The organism is Hymenobacter jejuensis (assembly GCF_006337165.1).
Lineage (GTDB): Bacteria > Bacteroidota > Bacteroidia > Cytophagales > Hymenobacteraceae > Hymenobacter > Hymenobacter jejuensis.
In genome coordinates this window covers 4,255,678-4,268,659 of record NZ_CP040896.1, presented here as the reverse complement: position 1 = coordinate 4,268,659, position 12,982 = coordinate 4,255,678, and the positions used below count along the sequence as shown (strand labels likewise).

Genomic DNA, 12,982 nt, shown 5'->3' with positions numbered 1-12,982 from the left:
TGAAACGGTGTGATTGTGCAGATAACGCAGAGCCGCGGCCCGGTGTTGTCTGCATTGTGGCTACAATAACGGCAAATAGCGCTCGCGCAACACGTTTATGTGATGGGCTTCGTGGCCGGGCAATACGTACAGGAGTGCCCGCACGCTGATGGGATTATTATTGGCCAACCCCACACGGTCGAGTTGGGCGGGCCGGAAGCTCCGAAATAGAGCCAGACTGGACTTGCGCACCATTTCGTTTTCGGCCAGCAATTCGCTCAGTGTCCGGCTGTTAGCATCCGATTCGGCAGCGTAGGCATTTTCATCAAAGCCCGGCAGCGATTGGGTTTCGCCGCGCGCAACGCACAACGCCCGATACGCAAAAATGCGCTCGGTATCGGTCAGGTGCTGCACCATTTCCTTGATGCTCCATTTGCCCGGCGCGTACGCCGTAAGGGCTTGCTGTTCGCTGAGGCCACCCAGAAGTTGTTGCAGCTCAGCGGTTTGCTGCTCTAGCAACTCCAGCGGATCGGCACCCGCCGGGACGCGAGGGTAATAGCTTTCGTCGTAATACACCGGGTACTGACCGGATACGGGGCGGGTTTGGGAGTTCATGGCAGCGACAACGGGAGTTGGAGCCGCTAAGTAATCGAGAAAATTCTTCTCGGACACGCGTTTGCGCCGTTGTTTTGCCAGCCGCCGCCGACTCGCCCAATTTCGGTTGGAAATAAGATGCGCTTTGGACTGCCCGTACCGCGGCTGCTCGCCTTCGAGCGCGCCAAATGCCCACCGCAAAAAATCGGGCATGGCGCGGCCCCAAGTTTGCTGGTCGTGGCGGCCGCCGGTCATTTGCACATAGCGAATGTGTTGATCCGGGATGTTGTGGCGCGTCAGCTCGGCCATGAGGTCGAGCGTATCTTCGATGGAATCGATGATGCCGTTGTGATTCCGGTCGTTGGTTTCGTCGAGCGTGCCGGTTTGAAGCCAAAACCGATGGCTCGAATGCGCTTGCCCGTGGCGCACGAGTTGGTGCATGATGCGGTCGGAATCGAGGTAGCCGTCTTCAATGGCCTTGCTGCGCCACCAAAACGACCCCGAAAAAGCTCCGGCCCGCGCAAACGCCTCCGGATGGTGCCACACTATGTCGAAAGCCGACAGCCCGCCCAGCGAAAAGCCTCCAAAAACCGCCTGCTCCGGATCGGCAGTGACGTGGTATTTGCCTTGTACATAAGGCAATAGCTCCGTTAGCACAAACTCTGCGTAGTGCTTTGCTTTGCTGCCCCGCGCTTTAAAATCGGGGCGGGCAGCGGTGCCGTACTCCTGAATTCGCTCGCCGGCGTGGATTGCGACTAGCACAAACGGCCGCACGGCTTGCTGGCGGTATAAGGTATTTAAAGTGCCTTTTAGCCGCAACCTCGCCAGATCCTGGCCGTCGTTGAGGTACAGGACCGGATAGGCAACGGGCGCGGCCGGATCGAAGTCGGCGGGCAACACGACCTCGAAGTGCACCGTACGCTTCAAGGGAATAGACAAAATGGAATCCGGGTGCACGGCCACGGCGGCCGGCACTCGCGATGTAAAAGAAGCAACGCTCATCACCTGTAAATCACTCTACTCTGAATTTAATCTTGCAAGTTACCTTTTTGCGACTCGACACGCGTTAATGCTAGGAGCAATGAAATTCTTTATTACTTTTCTCCAATTGTAGGTCTCATCTTTCACTTAAGCCCGCCGTATCGTGCAGGAACATTACCGGCCCTTTTACTCGCATCACCTCGGCCACGATCTCGAAATGCTGGTTTTTGGCCAGATGGGCTACCCTATCGTCGTCTTTCCGACCTCTATGGGACGGTATTACGAAGCGAAGGACTTCCTGCTCGTCGACTCGGTCCGGTGGTTTCTCGACAACAACAAAATCAAGCTCTACTGCATCGACAGCGTCGACCGGCATACGTGGTACGCCAAGCACTTGCATCCGTCGGTACGGATTGACAACCATACGCGTTACGACCAAATGCTTAGCGAAGAGCTCTTTCCGATGTTGCAGCGCGAATGCCACGTCGACAAGATTGGCGTGGCGGGCTGTAGCTTTGGCGGATATCAGGCGCTGAATTACGCGTTTCGCCACCCCGAGCAGGTGGCGCACCTCTTCACCATGGGCGCCGCGTTCGACATCAAACAATTTCTGGACGGGCACTACGACGACAACGTCTACTACCACAACCCGCCCGATTTTATGTCCAATGCCAACAGCGACCTTTTTCAGCACATGAACATCGTGCTGGGCACGGCCGAACACGATTTCTGCAAAGGCTCGAACTACCAAATGTCGGAAATCCTGACCCGCAAGGGCATCCAACACTGGCTCGACGTCCGCCCCCACGGCACCCACGACTGGCCCGTGTGGCGCGAGATGTTTCCGCATTACCTGTCGCTGTTGCCTTAGTTCAGCCTCCGCATCTCTCCTAATAACTCACTTACAATCAAGTCCTTACACCACAAGACTTTCGCGATGAAAAAAATAGGAATCCTCTTCGGTCAGGAAAACACGTTCCCACAGGCCTTTGTCGAGCGGGTAAACCAGAAAACGTCGGGCAGGTTTATGGCCGAATTTGTCAGCATTGATCTGGTCGAGCAGAACGTGCCCACCGACTACGCCGTGATCATCGACCGCATTTCGCAGGACGTGCCATTTTACCGGGCTTACCTTAAAAACGCGGCCCTCACCGGCACGGCGGTCATCAACAACCCGTTCTGGTGGTCGGCCGACGAAAAGTTCTTTAACAATGCGCTGGCCGTGCAACTCGGTGTGCCCGTGCCGCGCACGCTGCTGCTGCCTTCGAAGCAACGCCCCGACGATACGTCCGAGAACTCGTTCCGTAACCTGCGCTGGACGAACTGGGAAGAAGCTTTCCAAAAGATTGGTTTTCCGGCGTTTATGAAACCTCACTCCGGTGGTGGCTGGAAAAGCGTATACAAACTCGACAACCCGCACGACTTTTTCCGGGCCTACGAAGAAACCGGTCAGCTGGTAATGCTGCTCCAGGAAGCCATCGACTTCACCGACTATTTCCGCTGCTACTGCATCGGGGGCAAGGATGTGCTCATTATGCCCTATGAGCCGCGCAACGAGCCGCATTTGCGCTACGCCACCGAGATGAAAACCACTGGCGATGCGGGTAAAAAGCTGATGGCCACCATGAAAGACTACGTGCTCAAGCTCAACCACGGCCTGGGTTACGACTTCAATACCGTAGAATTTGCGGTGCGCGACGGCATCCCGATCGCCATCGACTTCGGCAACCCCGCCCCCGATGCCGACGTGAACTCGGTGGGCCAGCAAAATTTCGAGTGGGTAGTGGAAGCCGCTGCTAATCTGGCCATTGAGCGCGCCAACGCCTTTAAGCCCGGCCAAGACAACCTGACTTGGGGCACGTTTGTGCACAATTCGGCGGCCCGGTCTGTGCCGGCCGCGGCTCCTGCCAAAAAAGCCGCTGCCAAACGCCCAGCCGCCAAGAAAGAGACGGCCGAAAAAGCTGCTCCAAAGCCCAGAAAGACTACTAAAAAAGAGTAACCTCCGCTTGGTGCCTCGCCGTACCATACGGGGGGGCCCATCCGGCGCTTGTTACGGGTATTGTTTCCGACACGATTCCATAATCACTTCATTATCAATATATTACGAATATGCCCGTTTTCACGCTTGGAATAGAAGAGGAATTTCAGACCATCGATCCGGAAACGCGCGACCTGCGTTCCCACATGTCCTCGATTGTGGAAGGCGGCAAGCTGATGTTGCACGAGCAGGTGAAGGCCGAAATGCACCAATCGGTGGTGGAAGTCGGCACGAACATTTGCCAAAACATTCAGGAGGCGCGCGAGCAAGTGAGCTACCTGCGCCAGATGGTGATCGATTTGGCCGGCAAAGTGGGGTTGAAGATTGCGGCGGCCGGAACGCATCCGTTTTCGCGCTGGCAGGATCAGCCCATCACGCCCGATGCCCGCTACGACAAGATCGTGGAGGAATTGCAGGAGGCGGCCCGCTCCAACCTCGTGTTTGGCATGCACGTGCACATCGGCATTGAGAATCGCGAGATTGGCGTGTACATGATGAATGCGCTGCGCTATTTTCTGCCGCACATTTTTGCGCTTTCCACCAACTCGCCGTTCTGGGAAGGCCGCGAAACCGGTTACAAGTCTTTCAGGACCAAAGTGTTCGAGCGTTTCCCGCGCACCGGCATTCCGGATTATTTTACCAGCGCCGGCGAATACGACGAGTACATCAAGCTGCTGGTGAAGACCGGCTGCATCGACAACGGCAAGAAGATCTGGTGGGATTTGCGCCTGCATCCGTTCTTCAACACCATCGAATACCGCATCTGCGACATGCCCCTGCGCGTCGACGAAACCATCGCGCTGGCGGCCGTTATGCAGGCGTTGGTGGCCAAAATCTATAAACTCAAAAATAGCAACCTCAACTTCCGGCTCTACCGCAAGGCGCTGCTCAACGAAAACAAGTGGCGCGCCGCCCGCTACGGCATCGACGGCAAGCTGATCGACTTCGGCAAAGAGGAGGAAGTGCCGACGCGCGCCCTGATTCACGAACTGCTTGAGTTCGTGGATGATGTGGTGGATGAGCTTGGCAGCCGCAAGGAGGTGGAGCATGTGCTGAACATCCTAGAAACCGGTACCGGGGCCGATCGGCAGCTCAACGTTTTCCGGCAAACGAATGATTTAAAGCAAGTTGTGGATTTTGTCATTCAGGAAACCTCGTACGGGCTCTGAGTGCCACTCCCAAATAGGATCAAAACGAAACCGTCGGGCAGGGCGTTTTACCCTGGAGTAGTGCAGACCTCACGGGGCTTTACGACCTTTGTTGAGGTCTGTTTTTTTTAAGTACACCAAATCGGCCTTGCGTCGATAGTTTCGAATGAAATCATTAAAAATTGCCATTCTGGACATGTACGACAACTTCCCCAATGAGGGAATGCGTTGTATTGTTCAGCTAGTTCACCGCATTCAGGAAGAGCAGCTTGCCGATATTTCCTTTGACGTATTCAATGTGCGCGCCGAGGTGGCCCTACCGGGGCTGGAATACGACATCTACATTTCAACGGGCGGCCCAGGCAGCCCGCTTCCCTCTACCGAAGCCTGGGAGCAGCCCTATTTCTCGCTGATAGACAGCCTCTTCGCCTGGAACCGCAGCCAGGACCGCAAAAAGCATCTGTTGCTGATCTGCCACTCATTTCAGCTGGTGAGCCGGCATCTGGGCATCGGTACGCTGAGCAAGCGCAAGTCTACTTCGTTCGGCATTTTCCCGATTCACCTCACCGACGACGGCCAATCCGATCCGGTATTGCAGGACCTACCTGAGCCTTTCTTCGCTGTCGATTCGCGCGACTACCAAGTAACCAGCCCGCACTGGGAGCGCATCAATGCATTGGGTGTGAAGGTGTTATGCCTCGAAAAAGATCGCCCACACGTACCGCTGGAGCGTGCCCTCATGGCGCTGCGCTTCACCGACGAGGTAGTGGGCACCCAATTTCATCCCGAAGCCGACGGCGAAGGGATGTTGCGCTACTTTTTGACCGAAGAAAAACGCCAACAAGTCGTCGCCAACTACGGCGAGGCCAAATACAACGATATGGTACGGCTCCTGCAAGATCCGAACGCCATCGAGCTGACCGAATCAGTGATTATTCCTACGTTTTTGCGCCGGGCCGTTGCCAGCTTCACGGCTTTCAGCGAGGTGCCTACGCGAATTGCGGAGCCAAATGCTTCGATTGCTTAAGCGCAAAAGCGGCGGCAGCGCTTGGCACTGCCGCCGCTTTTGTGTTAATTATCAATTGGTTATATCCTTTCGCTCTCTAGTTATGATTCCCGAAATCCGTCGAGCCTACAACGCAGGTTTCAGCCCGCAACGCTACCAGGAAATGTTAGCTGCGATTGCGCAAGACCTGCCGGGCCAATTGGATTTCAGGGTTGCCGAAACGCCTATTTTCGTGCCGGCGGCTTTGCGCGATAAACTGATCAGCGCGGGGGAAAGCATCATCGACGTGCTGACGGCCGACAACTTCAAGGCCCTGACGGACAAGGCCGTACCACCGCACCAGCGCGTCCCAAACGAAAATGCGCATACTTCGTTTCTAGCCATTGATTATGCCATTTGCCGCAACGCACAAGGCGAGCTAGAGCCACAACTAATTGAGCTACAAGGGTTTCCCTCGCTTTACGCGTTTCAGGATTACTTGCCGGACTTATTTCGCCGGTTTTTCCCGGTTCCCGATTCGGTGTCGCAGTTGTTCAACGTCGGCAGCTCTGCGGAGTATTTCGACGTCTTGCGCCAAGTCATTGTAGGTGAGGAAGATCCGGAGCATGTCATTTTGCTGGAGCTATTTCCGGAAAAGCAGAAAACCCGTGTCGACTTCGCGTTGACGCGCCGCGCACTGGGCGTCGAACCTGTCTGCATTACGCGGGTTCGCAAAGACGGCCGGCAGCTTTACTACGAGAACGACGGTCGTCGCATCGACATCAAGCGCATTTACAACCGCTTGATATTCGATGAGTTAGAACACTATCCCAACCTCAAAACCGAGTTTAGCCTGACCGATGACGACGTGGACGTGACGTGGGTCGGGCACCCGAACTGGTTTTTCCGCATCAGTAAGTACACGATGCCGCTGCTCAGCAGCCCGTATATTCCGCAGAGCTATTATCTGTCGGAGCTTACCTCCTATCCCTCTGATTTAGAAAACTTTGTACTGAAGCCGCTTTTCTCGTTTGCGGGCAGCGGCGTGCGCCTTGATATAACAGCAGCTGACTTGGATGCCATTTCGGACAAGCACAATTATCTATTACAGCGCAAAGTGCAGTACGAGCCCGTAGTGCAGTCGCCTGACGGGCTGGTAAAGTGCGAAATCCGGATGCTGTATGTGTGGCCTGAGAACGCAGCCAAGCCTTTGCTGATCACGAACTTAGGCCGCCTCAGCCGGGGCGCCATGATTGGGGTGGACTTCAATAAAAATAAAGATTGGGTGGGCGGAACAGTCTGCCTGTTTGAGTAGTAAAAGGAAATCCTGCGGCAGCGGATGCTGCTTCACGTAGTGTGTTTGGAGAACCGGTGCCTTGCGGGTAGTGGATGAATAGGGCTCGTCCGAACCGCGCGAACAAGGAGGAGTCCTGTTTACTGACGCAAAAGTAACATTCGGGCTGCGGTTCGGGGGCTGCTTTTGCTTGCGCAACCATCCCTATCCTACTTCCTTGCTATGCAAAATCATTTACGGTTTCTCCGGTTTCTGACCGGAGTGGTTATTCTGTTGCTGGTTGCGTCCGGTGCTTTTGCGCAGGTGACGCTATCAACCAGCCCTTATTCTGAAAATTTTGACGGCGTCGGCGGAGGGTTGCCGGCTGGCTTTACGGTGCGCACGGGCGCGACAGCTACTGTGTTGGGTACAGCAGCCACGCCCATCGTTGCACCAACCGTCTGGAATTCAACGTCTTCCGGCTTCAAAAATGTGGCTTCGTCCACCGACCTTACTGCGGCTTCTACCACTGATGAGCAGAACGCTGCGACCAACCGCGCGCTGGCGGTGCGCCAAACGGGTACTTTTGGTGACCCAGGGGCGGCTTTTGTGTTTCAGCTAGCCAACACCACCCGCAAAGCCGGCTTTAAGCTCACTTTTCAGCTGCAATCGCTGGATGCCACCTCCCCGCGCACGACCACTTGGCGCGTCGATTACGGAATTGGTGCTACGCCGGCCTCGTTTACCACCGTTACCACCACACCTGCCAACCCGACGACGGGCGGCACCAGCTTCTCTTCTACCGCCGTTACAGCTAATTTTGGCAGCCAACTCGACAACGCAACGGAGCCTGTCTGGATTCGGGTGGTGGCGCTGGCCGCGTCCACGGGCAGTGGCAACCGGCCCACGTCCGCCCTCGACGATTTCAGTTTGGCGTGGAGCGACATTGCCGCCAATACGCCAACGCTGGCTGTTACGCCTACCAGCTTATCCTTTGGCAATCAGAATATTAGCTCCGAATCAGCGACACAGTCCTACTCTCTTACGGCGACTGATCTGACCGACGATGTGACGGTGACGGCACCCGCGGGCTTTGCAGTTTCCAAAAGCAACTCGGCCGGATTTGCCGCCACACTAGCCTTTACGAAAGCCGAACTTGCCACCACCCAAACGGTATACGTACGCTTCGCTCCCACCGCGGGCGGCCCCGCTTCGGGCTCTGTTACGAACGTTAGCCCCGGCGCCCAGAGCAAAAGCGTGACGGTAAGCGGCACCGGCATCGACCCCAACAACTTGGTTTTCAGCTTCGACAACTGCGCCACAACGGTTTCCGATGGCTGGACGCAGTTTAGCGTAACCGGCGACCAGACGTGGGCTTGCACCACTTTCGGCCACGATGCCGCCGATGCTACGGGCAAGGCCAGCAAACCTAACGGGGTGCAAATCAATGGGTTCGCCAATGGCACCAACGTAACGAACGAAGACTGGTTTATTTCGCCGGCCTTCAACACGGCCAGTTTTACCTTCCCGCTGCTTTCGTTTTGGAGCCGGGTAGCGTTCAACGGGGCCCCGCTGCAGCTGCGCGTGTCGACCGACTACTCGGGTTCGGGCAACCCCAATGCGGCCGGGGTAACGTGGACCGACCTCGACGCTTTCTTCCCCGCGATTGGGACGGATACGTGGACGCTCAGCACCGTAGATCTGAGCGCGTACAAAGCTGCGACGGTATATGTGGCCTTCGTGTACAACGCGACCACCGAGGAGGGCGCCCGCTGGACCATCGACGACATTAGTCTGCGCAACTCGACTACTGCTCCGCCGCCTTCGGTGGCCACCACCGCCAGCAGCCTGGATTTTGGGTATCAACCGCAAAATACCACTGCTACCCAAACCTTCACCGTCACGTTTCGCAACCTGCGCGGGCCGGGCACGATTACGGCTAGCGGCACTGGCTTTCAGATTTCGAAGAACGGCACGACGTTCGATAACGTGCTGACTTACACTGCCGACGAAGCCAACGGAGTGCCCCAAACCGTGACGGTGCGCTTCAGCCCGACGCAGGCCCAACAAAATTATTCGGGCTCGCTGACGCTGGCCTCGCTGGAAGCTACATCGGTGACGGTGGCGCTTTCGGGCAACACATTCAACCCCGACAACACGCTGGAAGTCGTCAACTGGAACCTCGAATGGTTTGGCTCGCCCCAAAATGGCCCCACCAACGACGACCAGCAACAAGCCAACGTGCGCACCGTGCTGAATTCGCTCCAAGCTGATATTTATGGCCTTGTGGAAGTGGTAGATACGGTGCGGCTGGGCAGCATTGTGCGGCAGTTGCCCGGCGGCGGCTACACTTATAAGGTGTCTGATTTTGGCTCATTCGCCGACAACGCCCAGGATGCCGACTACGCCAGCGCCCAGAAACTGGCTTTTGTGTACAAGACGAGCATTTTTAAGAACGTGACGATTTCATCGCTGTTCCGGTGTACGCAGGCCGAAAATTGCTCTGAGTACAATTATTGGTCGTCGGGCCGCTTCCCCTACCTGATGGACGCCGACGTGACCCTGAACGGCATCACCAAGCATTTCACCTTCGTATTGATTCATGCCAAGGCTAACACCAGCCCCACTGCCACGTCCTACGACCGCCGCAAAAATGCCGCCGATGGCCTGAAAGCCAAGCTGGATGCCGACTACGCGAACAGCAACGTGGTGATATTGGGTGACTTCAACGATGACCTCGACGTGACCATCACCACCGGCCTAACTACTACCATCACGTCGTACAGCGCCTTCACGACCGACCCGGCCAACTATACGGCCCTGACGCTGCCGCTGAGCCAGGCAGGCCTGCGCTCCACGGTGAGTTACAACGACATCATCGATCACGTCGTCGTGACCAACGATGTGGTGCCCTTTTACCTGCCCAACTCGGCTACCATCCTGACCGGCGTTGCTAACCTCGTACCCAATTACGGCAACACCACCACCGACCACTACCCCGTCCAGACGCGCTATACCTTCGGCACGGCACTGGCCGCGCACGGCGCTAAGCCACTGAACGACAGACTAGAACTCTACCCAAACCCTGCCACTACTACCCTGCGGCTGCGCGTGCCCGAAACCGGCAAGTCGCTGAAGCTCCAAGTAAATGCCGTGGATGGACGCGCAGTGCTGACGGGCACTGGTTCGCTGGAGCAGCTGAATCAGCAGCTTAGCCAGCGGGTTTCGGGCCTGAGTCCTGGCGTGTACTTTATCCGGTTGGCCGGCCCCCAACAAACCTATGTCAAACGGTTTGTAAAACAGTAAGCATCTGATTATAAATCATTTATAAAAGAGCCTTTCTCCATGGAGAAAGGCTCTTTTGTATGCGCACCCGGCAACAGACGGACAACGCCACCGAAAGCCCCTGCGTACACGCTGCTGGCTGGTCGCGTGGACTGGCCTTCATTTCCCCTCTTGCCTTATGTCTACTCTCGCCGAAAAAGGCCTTCGGATTGCTAAAAACGCCGTTTTCAATGTTTTCCTCCGACGCGCCACCAAGCTCCTGGGCAAACCCTTTGCCGTGGCCGTGACCCTGCGAGAAGTGGCCGCCAAGCTCGACGACCAGGATAGCAAAAAGGGCCCTATTCAGCAAACCATCGACATGGTGCGCACGCTCATTCGGTTGGTAGGCGCTTTTGTCCGCGGCTCGTACCGCCAAATCGAGACTACCACGATCATATCGGGGCTGGCCGTGCTGCTTTATGTGCTTTCGCCCGTGGATCTGGTACCTGATTTCCTGCCCGTCGTGGGTTTTCTGGACGACCTGGCGTTGATGAGCTGGTTTATCGGCAAGTTCCGCGACGAACTGATCCGCTTTCAGAAGTGGGAAAAAACGTCTGCTCTCGCCATAACGGGCACAGCCCCCGAACCAGCCAGAAGCGACCGAAGCCTGCCTCCGGTGGCAGAGTTGGGCCATTCCTGAGTTAATCTTTTTTTACGCGGACAATATGGGTTTGATTTTAATCCTGAGGTGAACCGAATTCGCATCGTTTCCTCATCGGGCCAAAACCTGCGCGTCAACCCCGAGGATGGCACCGTGGTCGAAGACGGTCGCATCCAACCCAGCGACGTACGGCTCGGCTCACCGAAGCGGCCTACAGCAGCTTCGGCGGCGCGCTTTCCACCACCTTGTATGCATTGGGCGATGAGAGAAACGGAAGCACGCTCTACCAGTTGAATTCTCACAATACGGGCGCACTCACCCGCATCAACTTTCTGAATACTAAGGCTTTACCTCCAGTATCAACAGAGTCTGGTATCCCAAGAAATGCTTTTGGCTTTAACATTGGGGGCACCAGCAATACCGCCTACGCCATTCATTTGTACCAGGGCTTAACTGAATATTCGGTTAGCACGGTGAACCTAAGCACGGGCACGGCAACATATATCCGTCCCTTAAACTTGGTCGGTGGGCAGCCCTCCTACATAAATGCATTAGCCGTTGGGCCCGGCTTCTGAGCCTTGTTTGTCTTTCCATTTAAAAGCCCCCTGTCAGCAGGGGGCTTTTTTGTGCCATACCGGAAGCTATATAGTCTGGTTTAAAGCCGCCTCTTCTTGACGACATTAGTACTATTTTCTTCACTTTACGGCCTCGTTGGGTGCATACGCACCGTATATACATAAGTAATTGGCAATGACCACTTTATATTCAAAACCTTATCTGAAGCGTTTTTTGGGGCTGACCTTGTTGTTACTGCCTCAGCTGTTGCGGGCCCAGCCGGGTATAGCGACTACTGCCACTTCCACCTTGCTGCGCCCAGCGGCCGTTTTTGATGGGCAGGAGTTGCATTCGGGCTGGGTAGTGCTGGTAACCGGAAACAAAATTGTGGCCGCGGGCCCGGCCGCGCAAGTCAGTGTGCTCGCCGGAACGCGCACCCTAGAACTAACAGGCCAAACCTTGTTGCCGGGCCTGATCGAAGGTCATTCGCACCTGCTGCTCCACCCCTACAACGAAACCTCCTGGAACGACCAAGTGAACACGGAGTCGTTGGCCTTACGCGTGGCCCGCGCCACTGCCCACGCCCAGCGTACGCTGCTGGCTGGCTTCACCACCGCCCGCGACCTCGGCACGGAAGGCGCCGGATTTGCCGATGTGGGGTTGAAACAAGCTATTGATCAAGGCATTATACCAGGCCCGCGCCTGCTGGTGGCTACGCGGGCGTTGGTGGCGTCGGGCAGCTACGGACCTAAGCTTTCCGTGGATGTGGAAGTACCACAGGGCGCCCAAGAAGCCGACGGCCCCGAAGGCGTGGTGCGCGCCACCCGCGAGCAGATCGGCAAAGGGGCCGACGTCGTCAAGGTGTATTCCGATTATCGTTGGGGCAAAGGCGAACCTTCGCGCCCTACGTTTTCGCAGGAAGAACTCAACCTGATTGTGCAGACGGCACGCGCCGCGGGCCGCCCGGTAGTAGCCCACGCGTCGACGCCCGAGGGCATGCGCCGCGCCGTTCTGGCGGGCGTCGAAACCATCGAGCACGGCGACGCCGGCACGCCGGAAATCTTCAAGCTGATGAAACAACGCGGCGTTGCGCTCTGCCCAACGGTGGCTGCCGGCGATGCCGTGTCGCAATACTTAGGCTGGCGCAAAGGCCAAGATCCAGAGCCCGAACGCATTCGCGAGAAACGCGTGAGCATAGCGGCAGCGCGCAAAGCCGGGGTAACCTTCGCAATGGGCGGCGACGTGGGCGTATTTGCCCACGGCGACAACGCCCGCGAAATGGAACTACTGGTGCGCGAATACGGCTTCACACCCCTCGAAGTGCTACAAGAAGCTACCAGCGGCAATGCCCGCATCTTTCACCTCACCGACCGCGGCAGCATTAGCGCCGGGTTGCTTGCCGATTTAGTCTCTGTCACCGGCGACCCCACGAAAGACGTAGCCGCCCTGAGACAGGTGCAGCTGGTGATGAAAGATGGGGCGATGTATAAGCAGCCATAGACGT

The 12,982-nt window shown here is 56.6% G+C and carries 9 protein-coding genes and 1 pseudogene; 9 read left to right on the top strand and 1 reads right to left on the bottom strand.

Annotated elements, in window-relative coordinates; translation table 11 throughout:
• Positions 1-60 precede the first annotated feature (60 nt).
• The gene (locus tag FHG12_RS21355; protein ID WP_317129677.1) at positions 61-1,575 is read right to left on the bottom strand and encodes an alpha/beta hydrolase-fold protein; all 1,515 of its coding nucleotides are present in this window, start codon (positions 1,573-1,575) and stop codon (positions 61-63) included.
• A gap of 142 nt (positions 1,576-1,717) precedes the next feature.
• On the opposite strand from FHG12_RS21355, the gene FHG12_RS17505 reads away from it, so the two are divergent.
• The 9 genes and pseudogenes from FHG12_RS17505 (at position 1,718) to FHG12_RS17460 (ending at position 12,978) form a co-directional block, all read left to right on the top strand.
• On the top strand, positions 1,718-2,425 hold the full coding sequence (locus FHG12_RS17505; RefSeq protein ID WP_139516955.1) for an alpha/beta fold hydrolase: 708 nt from the start codon (positions 1,718-1,720) through the stop codon (positions 2,423-2,425).
• Positions 2,426-2,491: 66 nt separating this feature from the next.
• The gene (locus FHG12_RS17500; protein WP_139516954.1) at positions 2,492-3,553 is read left to right on the top strand and encodes an ATP-grasp domain-containing protein; all 1,062 of its coding nucleotides are present in this window, start codon (positions 2,492-2,494) and stop codon (positions 3,551-3,553) included.
• A 110-nt stretch (positions 3,554-3,663) separates the two neighbouring features.
• Positions 3,664-4,761 carry a carboxylate-amine ligase gene (locus FHG12_RS17495; RefSeq protein ID WP_139516953.1) on the top strand — a complete coding sequence of 366 codons (1,098 nt, stop codon included), beginning with the start codon at positions 3,664-3,666 and terminating at the stop codon, positions 4,759-4,761.
• 145 nt (positions 4,762-4,906) lie between these two features.
• Entirely contained in the window at positions 4,907-5,767 is an 861-nt protein-coding gene (locus FHG12_RS17490; RefSeq protein ID WP_139516952.1) for a type 1 glutamine amidotransferase, read from the top strand.
• An 82-nt stretch (positions 5,768-5,849) separates the two neighbouring features.
• Complete coding sequence (locus tag FHG12_RS17485; RefSeq protein WP_139516951.1) at positions 5,850-7,040, top strand: hypothetical protein; 1,191 nt, start codon at positions 5,850-5,852, stop codon at positions 7,038-7,040.
• Positions 7,041-7,241: 201 nt separating this feature from the next.
• Positions 7,242-10,304, top strand: a complete 3,063-nt coding sequence (locus FHG12_RS17480) for a T9SS-dependent choice-of-anchor J family protein (RefSeq protein ID WP_139516950.1) — start codon at positions 7,242-7,244, stop codon at positions 10,302-10,304.
• 157 nt (positions 10,305-10,461) lie between these two features.
• Positions 10,462-10,962, top strand: coding sequence for a YkvA family protein (locus tag FHG12_RS17475; RefSeq protein WP_139516949.1), 501 nt, complete (start codon positions 10,462-10,464; stop codon positions 10,960-10,962).
• Positions 10,963-11,010: 48 nt separating this feature from the next.
• A pseudogene (locus tag FHG12_RS21420) lies at positions 11,011-11,498 on the top strand (DUF4394 domain-containing protein).
• A gap of 175 nt (positions 11,499-11,673) precedes the next feature.
• Positions 11,674-12,978, top strand: a complete 1,305-nt coding sequence (locus FHG12_RS17460; RefSeq protein ID WP_139516946.1) for a metal-dependent hydrolase family protein — start codon at positions 11,674-11,676, stop codon at positions 12,976-12,978.
• The last annotated feature ends 4 nt before the right edge of the window (positions 12,979-12,982 follow it).